Below are 16,053 nucleotides of genomic sequence, written 5' to 3' on the forward strand. Positions count from 1 at the left end.
GAGCACTTATGAGCAAGAAATACTTTGGTACTGACGGCATTCGTGGTCGAGTCGGTGAATACCCGATTACTCCTGACTTCATGCTCAAGCTCGGCTGGGCTGCCGGCATGGCGTTCCGCAAGATGGGCGCCTGCAAAGTGCTGGTCGGCAAGGACACGCGGATTTCCGGTTATATGTTCGAGTCGGCGCTTGAGGCCGGTCTGACATCGGCTGGTGCCGATGTGATGCTGCTGGGTCCTATGCCGACGCCGGCCATCGCTTACCTGTCGCGCACATTCCAGGCTGAGGCCGGTATTGTGATCAGCGCTTCGCATAACCCGCATGACGATAACGGCATCAAGTTTTTTTCCGGTAAGGGCACCAAGTTGCCGGATGAGCTGGAGTTGATGATCGAAGAGTTGCTCGATACGCCGATGACCGTGGTTGAATCGAGCAAGATCGGCAAAGTGTCGCGAATCAACGATGCGTCAGGTCGTTACATCGAATTCTGCAAAAGCAGCGTGCCGACGGGCACCAGTTTTTCCGGTCTCAGGATCGTTATCGACTGCGCGCATGGCGCGACCTATAAGGTGGCTCCGAGCGTTTTCCGTGAGTTGGGTGCAGAAGTGGTGGTGCTCTCGGCGCAGCCAAATGGTCTGAACATCAACGAAAATTGTGGCTCGACCCATATGGGGCAGTTGCAGGCAGCGGTGCTGGCCGAGCACGCCGATCTGGGCATCGCTTTTGATGGCGACGGCGATCGGGTTTTGATGGTCGATCATACCGGCGCGATTGTTGATGGTGATGAGCTGCTGTTCATCATCGCTCGCGATCTGCACGAACGCGGGAAATTGCACGGCGGAGTTGTAGGCACCCTGATGAGTAATCTGGGTCTGGAGCTCGCGCTGGCCGATCTTTCGATTCCGTTCATCCGTGCCAATGTCGGTGACCGTTACGTGATAGCCGAGTTGCTTGAGCGCAATTGGCTGGTCGGCGGCGAGAATTCGGGGCATATCGTCTGCTTCAATCACACCACGACCGGCGATGCGATCATCGCTGCGTTGCAGGTGCTGATGGCGCTGAAGACCCGTAATGAAGGTTTGGCGCAGACGCGTCAGGCATTGCGCAAGTGCCCTCAGGTGCTGATCAATGTGCGTTTCGGTGGTGGCGAAAGTCCGCTGGAACACCCGGCTGTCAAGGAAGCCAGTGCGCGCGTCACCCAGGCAATGGCAGGACGCGGACGCGTGCTTTTGCGCAAGTCCGGGACAGAGCCGCTGGTGCGCGTAATGGTCGAAGGCGAGGACGAAACCCAGGTTCGCAACTACGCCGAAGAGCTGGCAAAACTGGTAACTGAAGTTTCTGCCTGATACGGCTTGCAAGCCATGATTGTGTTGGGTAACATCTGCGCCCACTTTGACCGACGAGGTACAGCATGCGTCGCCCTATGGTAGCTGGTAACTGGAAGATGCACGGTACCCGCGCCAGCGTCGCTGAGCTGATCAACGGCCTTCGTCATCTGGCCTTGCCAAGCGGTGTTGATGTCGCGGTATTCCCGCCTTGCTTGTATATCAATCAAGTGATTGATGGCTTGAAAGGCAAATCGATTTCGGTCGGTGCGCAGAATTCTGCGGTGGAATCCACGCAAGGTGCATTGACCGGTGAAATTGCTCCGAGTCAGTTGGTGGATGCGGGTTGTTCCCTGGTGCTTGTCGGGCACTCCGAGCGCCGCCAGATAATGGGCGAGCGAGACGGAATGCTGAATCGCAAGTTCGCAGCGGCACAGGCATGTGGCTTGATTCCGGTGTTGTGTATAGGGGAAACCCTTGAGCAGCGCGAAGCTGGAAAAACTCTTGAAGTTGTCGGGCGTCAGCTGGGCAGCATCATCGAGGAGCTGGGTGTAGGTGCCTTTGCCAAGGCAGTCATTGCTTACGAGCCGGTCTGGGCTATTGGTACCGGACTGACTGCAACGCCGCAGCAAGCTCAGGATGTGCATAAAGCCATTCGCGAGCAGCTGGCGGCAGAGAATTCTGAAGTCGCACGAGGTGTGCGGCTTCTATACGGCGGCAGCGTGAAGGCGGCCAATGCGGTCGAACTGTTCGGCATGCCGGATATCGATGGGGGGCTCATTGGTGGAGCTTCCCTGAATGCAGATGAGTTCGGTGCGATTTGTCGCGCCGCGGGAAACTGAAAAAATGCTGGAAACAGTCGTAGTCGTTTTTCATCTGCTGGGTGCATTGGGCGTAGTTGCTCTGGTTTTGCTGCAGCAGGGTAAAGGTGCGGACGCTGGCGCGTCTTTCGGAGCAGGTGCTTCAAATACTGTGTTCGGAAGCCAAGGTTCCTCTACCTTTCTTAGTAAGTTTACTGCTATACTTGCCGCCGGTTTCTTCATAACCAGCTTGGGGTTAGGTTACTTTGCTAAAGAGAAGGCTCATCAGCTGACTCAAGCAGGATTGCCAGATCCAGCAGTGTTGGAAGTACCTAAGCAACAACAACCGGCTTCTGATGATGTCCCGGTGCTTCAAGAGCAAAAGTCGGCTACTCCAGCGACTGACGTACCTCCAGCTCAAGAGCAGAAGTAAGAAGGGTTTCAAACGTAGTTTTGCCGAGGTGGTGGAATTGGTAGACACGCAACCTTGAGGTGGTTGTGCCCATAGGGTGTAGGGGTTCGAGTCCCCTTCTCGGTACCAATTAGTCAGGAGAGCCCGCTGTTGCGGGCTTTCTTGCAGGTGGAAGGTTACATTGACCCTATAAGGGATCGGTCGTATACTTCCGCCCCAGCTTTGTCGCGGGGTGGAGCAGTCTGGTAGCTCGTCGGGCTCATAACCCGAAGGTCGTCGGTTCAAATCCGGCCCCCGCAACCAGTTTAAGGAGCCCCTTTTAAGGGGCTTTTTGTTAGCTGGACACTTTCAACGCCGCTGTTCGACGGCGTTTCAAGGATGGGCGTTATGCCCATTTTTTTATTTTGCAAAGCATGCACATATCATGCACTAGGGGGTTCAGGTGTCGAGCAAGCTAGAAGAGTTGCAGGCCTTGCTGGCCCCGGTGGTCGTGGCCCTGGGCTATGAATGCTGGGGTATCGAGTTTTCGGCTCAGGGTCGTCACTCGATGTTGCGCGTTTATATCGATAAAGAGGGCGGCGTGCTGGTGGACGATTGCGCCATTGTCAGCCGTCAGATCAGCGGTGTACTGGATGTTGAAGATCCGATCTCCGTTGAATACACCCTCGAAGTTTCCTCGCCTGGCATGGAGCGCCCACTGTTCACTCTTGAGCAGTTTGCAAAGTTTGCCGGTGAACAAGTGAAGATCAAGCTGCGTTCGCCTTTCGAAGGGCGACGCAACTTTCAGGGCCTTCTGCGCGGTGTAGAAGAGCAGGACGTCGTGGTGCAGGTAGAAGACCATGAGTTCCTGTTGCCGATCGATATGATCGACAAGGCCAACATTATTCCCAGTTTTGACTGAGACGCGGATCCCGCGGATCCAATGGCTTGCGAAAGGCGAGGCGTACGATGAGCAAAGAAGTACTGCTGGTTGTTGAGTCGGTATCCAATGAAAAGGGCGTACCGGCAAGCGTAATTTTTGAAGCGCTGGAGCTGGCTCTGGCCACTGCTACCAAAAAGCGTTTTGAAGACGAAGTTGACCTGCGTGTGGAAATTAACCGCCACACCGGTTCTTACGAAACTTTCCGTCGCTGGACGGTTGTCGAAGAGAATGATCTCGACGATCCGGCCATCGAAACCTGGCCAACCAAGGTTGCCGAAACGCATCCAGGTGCCAAGGTTGGCGACGTCGTTGAAGAAAAGATCGAATCCATCGAGTTCGGCCGCATCGCTGCGCAGACTGCCAAGCAAGTCATTGTGCAGAAAGTTCGCGAAGCCGAGCGCGCTCAAGTGGTTGACGCTTATCGCGAGCGCCTGGGGGAAATTATCTCCGGCACCGTGAAAAAAGTCACCCGCGACAACGTGATCGTCGATCTGGGTAACAACGCTGAAGCGTTGCTGGCCCGTGAAGACATCATTTCGCGTGAAACCTTCCGTGTTGGCGTGCGTCTGCGTGCGCTGCTCAAGGAAATCCGCACCGAGAACCGCGGCCCGCAGCTGATCCTGTCGCGTACTGCGCCGGAAATGCTGATCGAGCTGTTCCGTATCGAAGTGCCGGAAATTGCCGAAGGTCTGATCGAAGTAATGGCAGCGTCCCGTGATCCGGGTTCGCGCGCCAAGATCGCCGTCCGCTCCAAGGACAAACGCATCGACCCGCAGGGCGCTTGCATTGGTATGCGCGGTTCGCGCGTCCAGGCAGTGTCGGGTGAGTTGGGCGGTGAGCGTGTTGATATCGTTCTGTGGGACGACAACCCGGCTCAGTTCGTGATCAACGCCATGTCCCCGGCTGAGGTTGCGGCAATTATCGTTGACGAAGATGCCCACGCAATGGACATCGCCGTTGGCGCAGACAATCTGGCTCAGGCCATCGGTCGTGGTGGTCAGAACGTGCGTCTGGCGAGCCAGTTGACTGGCTGGACCCTGAACGTGATGACCGAATCGGACATCCAGGCTAAGCAGCAAGCAGAAACCGGCGACATCCTGCGCAACTTCATCGACGAGCTGGAAGTCGACGAAGAACTGGCTCAGGTGCTGGTAGATGAAGGCTTCACCAGCCTGGAAGAGATTGCCTACGTACCGTTGGAAGAAATGCTCAACATCGACGGCTTTGACGAAGACATCGTCAACGAGCTTCGCGCTCGTGCCAAGGATCGTTTGTTGACCAAAGCCATCGCTACTGAGGAAAAGCTGGCAGACGCCCATCCGGCCGAAGACCTGCTCTCGCTTGAGGGTATGGACAAGGATTTGGCGATGGAACTGGCGGTGCGCGGCGTAATTACCCGCGAAGACCTGGCCGAGCAGTCTATTGACGACCTGCTCGACATCGACGGCATTGACGATGATCGTGCCGGCAAGTTGATCATGGCCGCCCGAGCCCACTGGTTCGAGTAATTAGGCGCGGCCTGAGGAGAGAAGTGCATGACGCAAGTCACGGTGAAACAACTGGCCGATGAGGTCAAAACACCGGTAGAGCGCCTGTTGCAGCAGATGCGTGAGGCAGGTCTGCCGCACACCGCCGCCGAAGAAAATGTGACTGACAGTGAGAAGCAGTCCCTGCTGACTCACTTGAAAAGCAGCCACAAGGCGAAAGTGGAAGAACCACGCAAGATCACGCTGCAGCGTAAAACCACCAGCACACTGCGTGTGGCTGGTAGCAAAAGCATCAGCGTAGAAGTTCGCAAAAAGAAAGTTTTCGTACAGCGTAGCCCGGAAGAAATCGAAGCCGAACGCAAGCGTGAACTGGATGAGCGCCGCGCAGTAGAAAATGCTGCTCGTCAGAAGGCTGAAGAAGAAGCCAAGCAGCGCGCCGAAGAAGAAGCGCGTCGCCAGCCTGCTGCTGCGCAGACCGCTACCAGCGACGCCGTTGCGGCGCCGGCTGCAGCTGCCGAACCTGTTCGCGAAAGCGCGCCGGTGGCTGCTGCTCCAGCACCGTCTGCTGAAGTTCGCAACAAGCAGAACGAACAGCGCCGTCCGGACAAGCCACGTGCCGACGACAACAATCGTCGCAGCGGTGGTGGTGATGGCGAGCGCAAAAACGCTCCGCATCGCGCATCGGTCAAAGAAAAAGCGCCAGCTCCACGTGTGGCGCCACGCACTACCGACGAAGAAAGCGATGGCTTCCGTCGCGGTGGTCGCGGCAAGGCCAAGCTGAAGAAGCGCAACGCCCACGGTTTCCAGAGCCCAACCGGCCCTGTCGTGCGTGATGTGCAGATCGGCGAGACCATCACTGTTGGCGATCTCGCCAATCAGATGTCGGTCAAGGCTGCTGAAATCATCAAGTTCATGTTCAAACTGGGTACCCCAGCGACCATCAACCAGGTGCTTGATCAGGAAACTGCTCAACTGGTAGCCGAAGAACTGGGCCACAAAGTGACCCTGGTCAGCGACACCGCCCTGGAAGATTCCCTGGCCGAGTCCCTGAAGTTTGAAGGTGAGTCGTTCTCCCGTGCGCCAGTCGTGACCGTAATGGGCCACGTTGACCACGGTAAAACTTCCCTGCTCGACTACATCCGTCGTGCCAAGGTAGCTGCTGGCGAAGCCGGTGGTATCACCCAGCACATCGGTGCATACCACGTTGAAACCGAACGCGGCATGGTCACCTTCCTCGACACCCCGGGTCACGCCGCGTTTACCGCAATGCGTGCTCGTGGTGCCAAGGCGACCGACATCGTGATCCTGGTAGTTGCAGCGGACGACGGCGTGATGCCGCAGACCATTGAAGCTGTTCAGCACGCTGTAGCGGCTGGCGTTCCTCTGGTTGTTGCAGTGAACAAAATCGACAAGCCGGGCGCCGATCTTGATCGCATCCGCAGCGAACTGTCGGTTCACGGCGTGACTTCCGAAGAGTGGGGCGGTGATACGCCGTTCGTACCGGTCTCGGCGAAAGTCGGTACAGGCGTGGACGAGCTGCTTGAAGCCGTTCTGCTGCAAGCTGAAGTTCTCGAACTGAAAGCAACTCCATCGGCTCCTGGCCGCGGTGTTGTGGTTGAATCGCGTCTCGACAAAGGTCGTGGCCCGGTGGCAACCGTTCTGGTTCAAGACGGTACCCTGCGCCAAGGCGACATGGTCCTGGTCGGTTCGAACTATGGCCGCGTGCGTGCCATGCTCGACGAGAACGGCAAGCCAATCAAGGAAGCCGGTCCTTCCATTCCTGTCGAGATCCTCGGCCTGGACGGTACCCCGGACGCTGGCGACGAGATGAGCGTGGTTGCTGACGAGAAGAAAGCCCGTGAAGTGGCTCTGTTCCGTCAAGGCAAGTTCCGCGAAGTCAAACTGGCTCGCGCTCACGCCGGCAAGCTGGAAAACATCTTCGAAAACATGGGTCAGGCCGAGAAGAAGACGCTCAACATCGTCCTCAAATCCGACGTCCGTGGTTCGCTGGAAGCGTTGAACGGTGCCTTGAATGGCCTGGGCAACGACGAAGTTCAAGTGCGCGTAGTCGGCGGCGGTGTCGGTGGTATCACCGAGTCCGACGCTAACCTGGCACTGGCTTCCAACGCTGTACTGTTCGGCTTCAACGTGCGTGCCGATGCTGGCGCACGGAAGATCGTCGAGCAGGAAGGTCTGGACATGCGTTACTACAACGTGATCTACGACATCATTGAAGACGTCAAGAAAGCCCTGACCGGCATGCTCGGCAGCGATGTTCGCGAGAACATCCTGGGTGTGGCCGAAGTGCGCGACGTGTTCCGTTCGCCGAAGTTTGGCGCGATCGCAGGCTGCATGGTGATCGAAGGTGTTGTGCACCGTAACCGTCCGATCCGCGTACTGCGTGAAGACATCGTTATCTTCGAAGGCGAGCTGGAATCCCTGCGCCGCTTCAAGGATGACGCTTCCGAAGTACGTGCCGGCATGGAATGCGGTATCGGCGTGAAGAGCTACAACGACGTCAAAGTCGGCGACAAGATCGAAGTCTTCGAGAAGGTTCAGGTTGCTCGCAGCCTCTAACTCGCGCACTTCAGGAGCCGTGATGGGCTGCCGTACTCAACGGTGCGGCGCATCACCCGGACTCTAAACGCAACGCCCGGTCTGGCTTTTGTCAGGCCGGGCGTTTGCCGCTTTCAGACCTTGCGGGTTTCACCGCAGGGCAGTAACAGGTAACAAAATCATGGCAAAAGAATACAGCCGTACCCAACGTATCGGCGATCAGATGCAGCGTGAGCTGGCCCAGCTGATCCGTCGTGAAGTCAAAGATCCACGTGTGGGTCTGGTTACTATTACCGCAGTGGAAGTCAGCCGTGACGTCGGTCACGCGAAGATTTTCATCACCGTAATGGGGCAGGACAACGCTGAAGACATCGCGCAAAGCATCAAGGTGCTCAATTCCGCCGCAGGTTTCCTGCGCATGCAACTGGCCCGTGAAATGAAGCTGCGCAGCGTGCCGCAACTGCACTTCCACTACGACGAGTCCGTCGTGCGTGGCGCGCACCTGTCGGCGCTGATCGAGCGTGCGGTGGCTGAAGACAATCAGCACCCGGTCGCTGCTGAACCTGAAGACACCAAGGAGTAATTCGGTGGCTCAGGTCAAACGTATCCGTCGTAACGTCAGCGGCATCATCCTGCTCGACAAACCGTTGGGGTTCACCTCCAACGCCGCGTTGCAGAAGGTTCGCTGGTTGCTCAACGCCGAGAAGGCCGGTCACACCGGCAGCCTCGACCCGCTGGCCACCGGCGTCTTGCCGCTGTGCTTCGGTGAGGCCACCAAGTTCTCGCAATATCTGCTCGATTCCGACAAGGGTTATGAAACCCTGGCGCAACTGGGCAAGACCACCACCACGGCTGATGCCGAGGGTGAGGTTTTGCAGGAGCGCCCAGTGACCGTTGGTCGCGCCGATGTCGAAGCGGCTTTGCCGAAATTTCGCGGGCAAATCAGTCAGATACCGCCGATGTACTCGGCGCTCAAGCGTGATGGCCAGCCGCTGTACAAGCTGGCCCGTGCAGGCGAAGTAGTGGAGCGTGAACCGCGTTCTGTTACTATTGCGCGCTTGGAATTACTGGCCTTCGAAGGCGATACTGCGCGTCTTGCGGTGGACTGCAGCAAGGGCACCTATATTCGTACCCTGGTGGAGGATATCGGTGAGCAACTCGGTTGTGGTGCGTACGTCGCTGAACTGCGTCGTACCCAGGCCGGGCCTTTCACCCTGGCGCAGACGGTTACCCTCGAAGAGCTGGAAGCAGTACATGCCGAAGGCGGCAACGAAGCGGTTGATCGCTTCCTGATGCCATCGGACAGCGGCCTGCTGGATTGGCCGTTGCTGCACTTTTCGGAAGCGAGCGCGTTCTACTGGCTCAACGGCCAGCCGGTACGTGCCCCGGATGCTCCGAAGTTCGGCATGGTGCGGGTACAGGATCACAATGGTCGCTTCATCGGTATCGGTGAAGTGAGCGAAGACGGGCGTATCGCGCCACGTCGATTGATTCGGTCAGAATGACCGGAACCGGCCTGTGTAACAGCAGGTCGGCGAGTGTGGCTGTTAACAGGCACGGTCACGACTCATTTATAGATACAGGGATTTGTCCCTGGCCTGTTGAAGCTGTTTCCCTGAAACAGTTTCCTGATAAAAGGATTGCCTCATGGCTCTCGACGTTCAAGAAAAAGCTCAAATCGTTGCTGACTACCAGCAAGCTGTTGGTGACACTGGTTCGCCAGAAGTGCAAGTTGCACTGCTGACCGCCAACATCAACAAACTGCAAGGTCACTTCAAGGCCAACGGTAAAGATCACCACTCCCGTCGTGGTCTGATCCGCATGGTAAACCAGCGTCGCAAGCTGCTGGACTACCTGAAAGGCAAGGACGTGAGCCGTTACAGCGCTCTGATCGCTCGCCTGGGTCTGCGTCGCTAATCAGCGATTGCGCTATGAGGTTGGTGGTCTGCCAGACGTCCGCGGTTTACCGCGGGCGCCTTGCAGGCTCCCAGCCTCAAGTTTTATCTGGATACACGTTTTACCCCGGACAAGGGTTGGGCCGATTCCCGACATTGCCCAAGAATTCGCAAGAAACCAGTTCCCCCAAGAGCCACAAAGAAGGTAGGACACCGTGAACCCGGTAATCAAAAAATTCCAGTTCGGTCAATCGACCGTTACCCTCGAGACTGGCCGTATCGCCCGTCAGGCCTCCGGCGCAGTATTGGTCACCGTTGACGACGACGTCAGCGTATTGGTGACTGTAGTCGGTGCAAAACAAGCCGATCCGGGCAAGGGCTTCTTCCCTCTGTCCGTTCACTACCAGGAAAAGACTTACGCTGCCGGTAAGATCCCTGGCGGTTTCTTCAAGCGCGAAGGCCGTCCTTCCGAGAAAGAAACCCTGACTTCCCGACTGATCGACCGTCCGATCCGTCCGCTGTTCCCGGAAGGTTTCATGAACGAAGTGCAGGTTGTCTGCACCGTCGTTTCCACCAGCAAGAAGACCGATCCGGACATCGCTGCGATGATCGGTACCTCGGCTGCCCTGGCCATCTCGGGCATTCCGTTCGACGGCCCGATCGGCGCCGCTCGTGTAGCTTTCCACGAAAGCACCGGCTACCTGCTGAACCCGACTTACGAGCAGCAAGCTGCTTCGAGCCTGGACATGGTCGTTGCCGGTACTTCCGACGCCGTGCTGATGGTTGAATCGGAAGCCAAAGAGCTGACCGAAGACCAGATGCTGGGCGCGGTACTGTTTGCTCACGACGAGTTCCAGGTGGTGATCAACGCCGTTAAAGAACTGGCCGCTGAAGCTGCCAAGCCAACCTGGACCTGGGCTCCGGCTCCAGAAGCCACCGAGCTGCTGGGCGCTATCCGTGCCGAGTTCGGCGAAGCGATCTCCCAGGCTTACACCATCACCGTCAAGGCCGACCGTTACGCGCGTCTGGGCGAGCTGAAGGATCAAGTCGTTGCCAAGCTGTCCGGTGAAGAAGGCCAGCCTTCGTCCAGCGAAGTCAAAGCCGCTTTCGGCGAAATCGAATACCGCACCGTTCGCGAAAACATCGTTAACGGCAAGCCACGTATCGACGGTCGCGACACCAAAACCGTACGTCCGCTGAACATCGAAGTTGGCGTTCTGCCGAAGACTCACGGTTCGGCGCTGTTCACCCGTGGTGAAACCCAGGCTCTGGTCGTTGCAACACTGGGCACCGCCCGTGACGCACAGCTGCTGGACACCCTGGAAGGCGAGAAAAAAGACCCGTTCATGCTGCACTACAACTTCCCTCCGTTCTCGGTGGGCGAGTGTGGTCGCATGGGTGGCGCTGGTCGTCGTGAAATCGGTCACGGCCGTCTGGCCCGTCGTTCGGTTTCGGCCATGCTGCCAGCTGCTGACGTGTTCCCGTACACCATCCGTGTGGTTTCGGAAATCACCGAATCCAACGGTTCGAGCTCGATGGCTTCCGTTTGCGGCGCTTCCCTGGCCCTGATGGACGCTGGTGTGCCGATGAAGGCGCCGGTTGCCGGTATCGCCATGGGTCTGGTTAAAGAAGGCGAGAAATTCGCCGTCCTGACCGACATCCTCGGTGACGAAGACCACTTGGGCGACATGGACTTCAAAGTAGCCGGTACCGCCAAAGGCGTTACTGCGCTGCAGATGGACATCAAGATCAAGGGCATCACCGAAGAGATCATGGAAATCGCTCTGGGCCAAGCCCTGGAAGCGCGCCTGAACATCCTCGGTCAGATGAACCAGATCATTGGCCAGTCGCGTACCGAACTGTCGGCCAACGCTCCGACCATGATCGCGATGAAGATCGACACCGACAAGATCCGTGACGTTATCGGTAAAGGTGGCGCGACCATCCGTGCGATCTGCGAAGAAACCAAGGCTTCGATCGATATCGAAGACGACGGTTCGATCAAGATCTTCGGCGAAACCAAGGAAGCCGCTGAAGCAGCACGTCAGCGCGTTCTGGGTATCACCGCTGAAGCCGAGATCGGCAAGATCTACGTCGGCAAGGTTGAGCGCATCGTCGACTTCGGCGCATTCGTCAACATCCTGCCGGGCAAGGACGGTCTGGTGCACATCTCGATGCTGAGCGACGCTCGCGTCGAGAAAGTGACCGACATCCTGAAAGAAGGCCAGGAAGTTGAAGTACTGGTACTGGACGTGGACAATCGCGGCCGTATCAAGCTGTCGATCAAAGACGTGGCAGCTGCCAAGGCTTCGGGCGTTTAATCAGCCCAAAGCGTTAGCGCAATAAAAATGCCCCGCCGTGAAAACGGTGGGGCATTTTTTTGTCTGGCATAAAGATCCAAAGATCGCAGTCTGCGGCAGCTCCAACAAAAGCGCTGTGATAACCCGATCTACCGCAGGCTGTGATCTTTGCTTTTGTGAAAACCGGTGCTAGGTTTAGCCCACCGCCCGTGTAGCTCAGCCGGTAGAGCAGCGCACTCGTAACGCGAAGGTCGCAGGTTCGATTCCTGTCTCGGGCACCAACTTCTTCATCTCCCCACTACTTGCCATGCGGATTTATGTTCCGCAGGTCAGCTTTTTGTGAGAGAGATGTAAAGAGCCGTGTAATTCGTCATGCAAACGTCCTATATTCGGTGCCTGCATGAGCATCGCCCAGCAGTTTTCAGATGATCCCGAATGGTTCCGAAGGCCGGACAATCCGCGTCAGAGAGATCCTTGATGATCCAGATCCATCCTCCATTCCTAAGATCAGCGAGAACGCCATGACCGAATTAACTCAAGAGCAACGTCACGAACAAGCGCTGGAAAAGTACAAACTCGACGCGCCGCAACTGCTGGAAGAGATCAAGGACCTCAGTCCTGATGATCAGAAAGACCAGATCCAGTGGGCCTTCGAAGACGAAGCCGAAGCCCAGGGCTTGCAGCCATGGGAACTGACGCTCAAGTACACGAGCACGCCGGAAGAGTTCGAGGCTCAGCGCCTCGTGCTGCATAAAGAGGCGGCTGAAGTGCTGGGTGTCGAGTGGGACGAGTACTGCGAGATGAACAATCTCGTCGTATAACACCAGCTACGAGCTTTAAGCGGCAAGCTGCAAGTCAACGCAAAAGCGCTGTGGCTTGCAGCTTGTAGCTTGGAACTTGCCGCTGCTGTTTAAAGGCTGAGGCGCATCGACAGATCCACCGCTTTCACATCCTTGGTCATCGCACCAATCGAGATGTAATCCACGCCGGTTTCGGCGATCGGCAGCAGCGTGCTTTCGTTGATGCCGCCGCTGGCTTCCAGCTTCGCCTTGCCGCCGTTCAGGCGCACGGCTTCGCGCATATCATCCAGGCTCAGTTCGTCAAGCATGATGATGTCGGCGCCGGCGGCCAGTGCCTCCTTCAACTCCTCCAGACTTTCCACTTCGACTTCCACCGGTTTGCCCGGCGCAATCTTGTGCGCGGCGGCAATGGCTTGTGGAATGCCACCGCTGGCGGCGATGTGGTTTTCCTTGATCAGGAACGCGTCGTACAAACCGATGCGATGGTTGTGGCAGCCACCGCAGGTCACCGCGTATTTCTGTGCCAGACGCAGACCCGGCAGAGTCTTGCGGGTGTCGAGCAGTTTGACCTGAGTGGTACCGACGAAATCGGCCAGGTACTGCGCGCGCGTCGCCACGCCGGAAAGCAATTGCAGAAAATTCAGCGCACTGCGCTCCCCGGTCAGCAGCGAGCGGGCCGGGCCTTCCAGATGAAACAACGGCTGATTGGGTTTAACCCGCTCACCATCGACCACTTGCCAATGCACTGCCACCCGTGGATCCAGTTGACGAAACACGGCATCGACCCACGCTGTGCCGCAGATGACGGCGGCGTCGCGCGTGATGATGGTGGCTTTGGCCAGGCGTTCGGCCGGGATCAATTGCGCGGTGATGTCGCCGCTGCCGATGTCTTCGAGCAACGCACGGCGCACGTTGGCTTCGATTTCGGCGGTCAAATCGGCGAGACGTAGATTCGGCATAACGGGCTCCACAAACAAAGTGGTTCGATTATAGGGGCATGGCGCGAGCCAACCCAAGGCGAGAACTCCGCTGGTTGCCTGCATCCGGTCGATTTTCTTTGAGCAAACCGTGTCCAGACATGGTCACTGAGAGGGCATAGGGGAAACCCTGACGACTATGGCGCCGGGTACAAGTTATGAAAGATAATTCGCCTTGCATTTGACGTCATAGCTTTGACGTCCTGATTGAACGTGTGGGAGCGAGCCTGCTCGCGAATGCATTCTCTCAGTGACATTGCTGCGGCTGATACACCGCTATCGCGAGCAGGCTCGCTCCCACAGGGATCCGGGTTGGCTTGACCGAACGAATCACCGTTTCAGGAGGCTTGGATGCACAACGACGGGAAAGTGGTGCCTTTGCACAAAGGCACTGCCGATCAGGCGAATCACTCGCCGCTCGCCCGCCTGCCTGTGATTCTGCTTCAGGTTCGCGACAAGGCGGCCCAGCAACTGCGGCACGGCTTGCAGGAGCTGTTCGATAACGCCGACGACACGTTGTTTGAAATGGCCGACCGGGCGCGCAACGACGTCGAGCAGAACATCTTTTTCGAAGCCATGCGCGACCTGCGTCTGAAGCGCAAAAACATCGAACGCGGCTTTCTCGAGCAGTTTTTCGACGCCTTCGTCGGCCTGACTCAATACGACCCCACGCACAACACGCTACCGCACGCCCTGATATACGACGAACTTGCCCCGCGTAGCGACGACATGGAACGCAGTGTCGCGGTCGAGACGATGGTCGGTCGCGTGCTCAAGCGTGACGGCTTCGCCCTCGATCAACTGACCGCGCGGCTCAACGCGTTGCTTGGCAATACCCTCAATGATCAGCACAACCCGCTCGGCCCGGCGCTGCTCTGCGAGTTTTTCCTTCAGGCCGGGCGCAACCTGGGCGTGGAGATCAAGGTCAAGCTGATCCTGCTCAAGCTGTTCGAGCGCTATGTTCTGGCCGACACCGAACAACTCTACGCCGAAGCCAATCAATTGCTGCTAGCCACCGGTGTATTGCCGGAATTGAAAGCAGCCCCGGCGCGTCGTGCGATTGATCGTGCGGTAGCCGATGTCGACCGCGAGGAAGGCGACGACCCGGCGCCGGTCGACGAAGGTGTACAGGAAGTTTTCGCCGCATTGCAGGAGTTGCTTTTGCATGTGCGCGGCAGCGTCGCACCGACGCTGGAGTCCAGCGCTGCGGCGCAGCCGATTTCCACTCGCGACCTGTTGCGCCTGCTCTCGCACTTGCAACAGTACGTGCCGACGCTGGCGGCTCAGGATGACTTCGATCTGCGCAATCAGCTCGAACAACTGCTGACCCGGGTCAGCGTCAGAAGTGGCAAATCGCGGATCGTCGGCGATGCGGACGAAGACGTGATCAACCTGATCGCCATGGTCTTCGACTGCATTCTTGAAGACCGCAATGTGCCGGACTCGCTCAAAGCCTTGATCGCCCGGTTGCAGATTCCGATGCTCAAGGTCGCGGTGCTCGACAAGAGTTTCTTCAGCCGCAGCACCCATCCGGCGCGGCGCCTGCTCAACGAAATTGCCGAGGCGGCCATGGGCTGGGGCGATTGCGACGGTGAGGCGCGCGACAGCTTGTACCTGCGCATCGAGCAAGTGGTGCAGCGCCTGCTGACTGACTTTGTCGATGATCCGGCGATTTTTTCAGAGTTATTGGCCGATTTCCTCGCGTTTACCAGTGACGAACGCCGACGCAGTGAGTTGCTAGAGCAACGGTTGCGTGACGCCGAAGAAGGGCGGGCAAAAACCGAACTGGCCCGGCGTCGGGTCGAACGGGCGCTGAATCAAGCGCTGCTGGGCAAAACCCTGCCGCCCTCGGTGGTCACCTTCGTTCAGGACGCCTGGAGCAAAGTACTCCTGCTGACCTGCCTCAAGCATGGCGATCAGTCAGCTGAATGGCAGGCCGACGTGCAGACCATGGAGCAATTGATCTGGAGTGTGCAGCGTCATGAAGACACTGAGTCCAGTCTGCGCTTGCTGGCACTGGTGCCGGGGTTGCTCAAATCGCTGCGGGATGGCCTGACCAGTTCGGCGTTCGATCCGTTCGCCACCAGCGAGTTTTTCAGTGAACTTGAAGCCCTGCATGTGCGGGTGCTGGAGCGTTCCGTCGAGGCGGATTCGGCCGCGCCGATGATCGAGGTGTCGCAGCAGATCATGCTGCAAACCGCCGAGGACAGCAGCATGGCGCTGACCTCGGTACGCTTGCCTCACGACGCCGTGGGCTTGCGTCAGGTCGAGCAACTGCGCCTGGGCAGTTGGGTGGCATTTCAGGAAGACGATGAACACAGTCTGCGCTGCAAGCTGGCGGCGATCATCGAAGCCACCGGCAAGTATGTATTTGTCGATCGCACCGGGATGAAAGTGCTAGAGCGCAGCCGCATCGCCCTGGCCGTGGAATTCGAACGCGGCACGGTGCGTACGCTGGACGACACCTTGCTGTTCGACCGCGCGCTGGAGTCGGTGCTGGGTAATCTGCGGCGACTCAATCGCGGCAAGTGATCGCGCGCCGGGGGCCGATCACGGCATACTGGGCGCCAACACAGTCG

The 16,053-nt window shown here is 57.9% G+C and carries 13 protein-coding genes and 3 tRNA genes; 15 read left to right on the forward strand and 1 reads right to left on the reverse strand.

Features of this window, described 5'->3' with window-relative positions:
- The first annotated feature begins 8 nt into the window (after nucleotides 1-8).
- The 14 genes from glmM (at nucleotide 9) to M5G26_RS22005 (ending at nucleotide 12,518) form a co-directional block, all read left to right on the forward strand.
- A complete protein-coding gene (gene glmM, locus M5G26_RS21940; protein ID WP_134174515.1) occupies nucleotides 9-1,346 on the forward strand; it encodes a phosphoglucosamine mutase in 1,338 nt (445 codons plus the stop codon).
- Between the two features lie 65 nt (nucleotides 1,347-1,411).
- Nucleotides 1,412-2,167: a triose-phosphate isomerase gene (gene tpiA, locus M5G26_RS21945; protein ID WP_273916472.1), complete on the forward strand. Its 756-nt coding sequence runs from the start codon at nucleotides 1,412-1,414 to the stop codon at nucleotides 2,165-2,167.
- Between the two features lie 4 nt (nucleotides 2,168-2,171).
- Nucleotides 2,172-2,558: a preprotein translocase subunit SecG gene (gene secG, locus M5G26_RS21950; protein ID WP_027610782.1), complete on the forward strand. Its 387-nt coding sequence runs from the start codon at nucleotides 2,172-2,174 to the stop codon at nucleotides 2,556-2,558.
- Between the two features lie 22 nt (nucleotides 2,559-2,580).
- A tRNA-Leu gene (locus tag M5G26_RS21955) sits at nucleotides 2,581-2,666 on the forward strand.
- Nucleotides 2,667-2,763: 97 nt separating this feature from the next.
- Nucleotides 2,764-2,840, forward strand: a tRNA-Met gene (locus M5G26_RS21960).
- A gap of 139 nt (nucleotides 2,841-2,979) precedes the next feature.
- Complete coding sequence (gene rimP, locus M5G26_RS21965; RefSeq protein ID WP_007973115.1) at nucleotides 2,980-3,438, forward strand: ribosome maturation factor RimP; 459 nt, start codon at nucleotides 2,980-2,982, stop codon at nucleotides 3,436-3,438.
- A gap of 47 nt (nucleotides 3,439-3,485) precedes the next feature.
- On the forward strand, nucleotides 3,486-4,967 hold the full coding sequence (nusA, locus tag M5G26_RS21970; protein ID WP_093435760.1) for a transcription termination factor NusA: 1,482 nt from the start codon (nucleotides 3,486-3,488) through the stop codon (nucleotides 4,965-4,967).
- A gap of 27 nt (nucleotides 4,968-4,994) precedes the next feature.
- On the forward strand, nucleotides 4,995-7,523 hold the full coding sequence (gene infB / locus M5G26_RS21975) for a translation initiation factor IF-2 (RefSeq protein ID WP_122598523.1): 2,529 nt from the start codon (nucleotides 4,995-4,997) through the stop codon (nucleotides 7,521-7,523).
- A 160-nt stretch (nucleotides 7,524-7,683) separates the two neighbouring features.
- Nucleotides 7,684-8,085, forward strand: coding sequence for a 30S ribosome-binding factor RbfA (gene rbfA / locus M5G26_RS21980; protein WP_008088344.1), 402 nt, complete (start codon nucleotides 7,684-7,686; stop codon nucleotides 8,083-8,085).
- Nucleotides 8,086-8,089: 4 nt separating this feature from the next.
- Nucleotides 8,090-9,007, forward strand: a complete 918-nt coding sequence (truB, locus tag M5G26_RS21985) for a tRNA pseudouridine(55) synthase TruB (RefSeq protein WP_034154423.1) — start codon at nucleotides 8,090-8,092, stop codon at nucleotides 9,005-9,007.
- A 142-nt stretch (nucleotides 9,008-9,149) separates the two neighbouring features.
- Entirely contained in the window at nucleotides 9,150-9,419 is a 270-nt protein-coding gene (gene rpsO / locus M5G26_RS21990) for a 30S ribosomal protein S15 (protein WP_011332409.1), read from the forward strand.
- Between the two features lie 193 nt (nucleotides 9,420-9,612).
- Nucleotides 9,613-11,718: a polyribonucleotide nucleotidyltransferase gene (gene pnp / locus M5G26_RS21995; RefSeq protein ID WP_007915263.1), complete on the forward strand. Its 2,106-nt coding sequence runs from the start codon at nucleotides 9,613-9,615 to the stop codon at nucleotides 11,716-11,718.
- A gap of 184 nt (nucleotides 11,719-11,902) precedes the next feature.
- Nucleotides 11,903-11,978, forward strand: a tRNA-Thr gene (locus M5G26_RS22000).
- A gap of 240 nt (nucleotides 11,979-12,218) precedes the next feature.
- Nucleotides 12,219-12,518 (forward strand): DUF6388 family protein, encoded by a 300-nt coding sequence (locus M5G26_RS22005; RefSeq protein WP_064119459.1) that lies wholly within the window; start codon nucleotides 12,219-12,221, stop codon nucleotides 12,516-12,518.
- Nucleotides 12,519-12,607: 89 nt separating this feature from the next.
- Here the strand turns inward: M5G26_RS22005 and nadC are convergent, their stop codons facing one another.
- Complete coding sequence (gene nadC, locus M5G26_RS22010; RefSeq protein WP_127925793.1) at nucleotides 12,608-13,456, reverse strand: carboxylating nicotinate-nucleotide diphosphorylase; 849 nt, start codon at nucleotides 13,454-13,456, stop codon at nucleotides 12,608-12,610.
- Between the two features lie 369 nt (nucleotides 13,457-13,825).
- Between nadC and M5G26_RS22015 the strand changes: the two genes are divergently transcribed.
- A complete protein-coding gene (locus tag M5G26_RS22015; RefSeq protein WP_273916473.1) occupies nucleotides 13,826-16,006 on the forward strand; it encodes a DUF1631 domain-containing protein in 2,181 nt (726 codons plus the stop codon).
- Nucleotides 16,007-16,053 lie beyond the last annotated feature (47 nt).

The sequence above is a fragment of the Pseudomonas sp. TNT2022 ID642 genome (assembly GCF_028656995.1).
In the GTDB taxonomy this organism is placed as follows: domain Bacteria; phylum Pseudomonadota; class Gammaproteobacteria; order Pseudomonadales; family Pseudomonadaceae; genus Aquipseudomonas.

Coding starts and splice junctions, on each gene's coding strand:
- infB (WP_122598523.1), top strand. CDS start 4,995: ATGACGCAAGTCACGGTGAAACAACTGGCCGATGAGGTCAAAACACCG.
- nadC (WP_127925793.1), bottom strand. CDS start 13,456: ATGCCGAATCTACGTCTCGCCGATTTGACCGCCGAAATCGAAGCCAAC.
- rpsO (WP_011332409.1), top strand. CDS start 9,150: ATGGCTCTCGACGTTCAAGAAAAAGCTCAAATCGTTGCTGACTACCAG.
- rbfA (WP_008088344.1), top strand. CDS start 7,684: ATGGCAAAAGAATACAGCCGTACCCAACGTATCGGCGATCAGATGCAG.
- glmM (WP_134174515.1), top strand. CDS start 9: ATGAGCAAGAAATACTTTGGTACTGACGGCATTCGTGGTCGAGTCGGT.
- tpiA (WP_273916472.1), top strand. CDS start 1,412: ATGCGTCGCCCTATGGTAGCTGGTAACTGGAAGATGCACGGTACCCGC.
- nusA (WP_093435760.1), top strand. CDS start 3,486: ATGAGCAAAGAAGTACTGCTGGTTGTTGAGTCGGTATCCAATGAAAAG.
- M5G26_RS22005 (WP_064119459.1), top strand. CDS start 12,219: ATGACCGAATTAACTCAAGAGCAACGTCACGAACAAGCGCTGGAAAAG.
- M5G26_RS22015 (WP_273916473.1), top strand. CDS start 13,826: ATGCACAACGACGGGAAAGTGGTGCCTTTGCACAAAGGCACTGCCGAT.
- secG (WP_027610782.1), top strand. CDS start 2,172: ATGCTGGAAACAGTCGTAGTCGTTTTTCATCTGCTGGGTGCATTGGGC.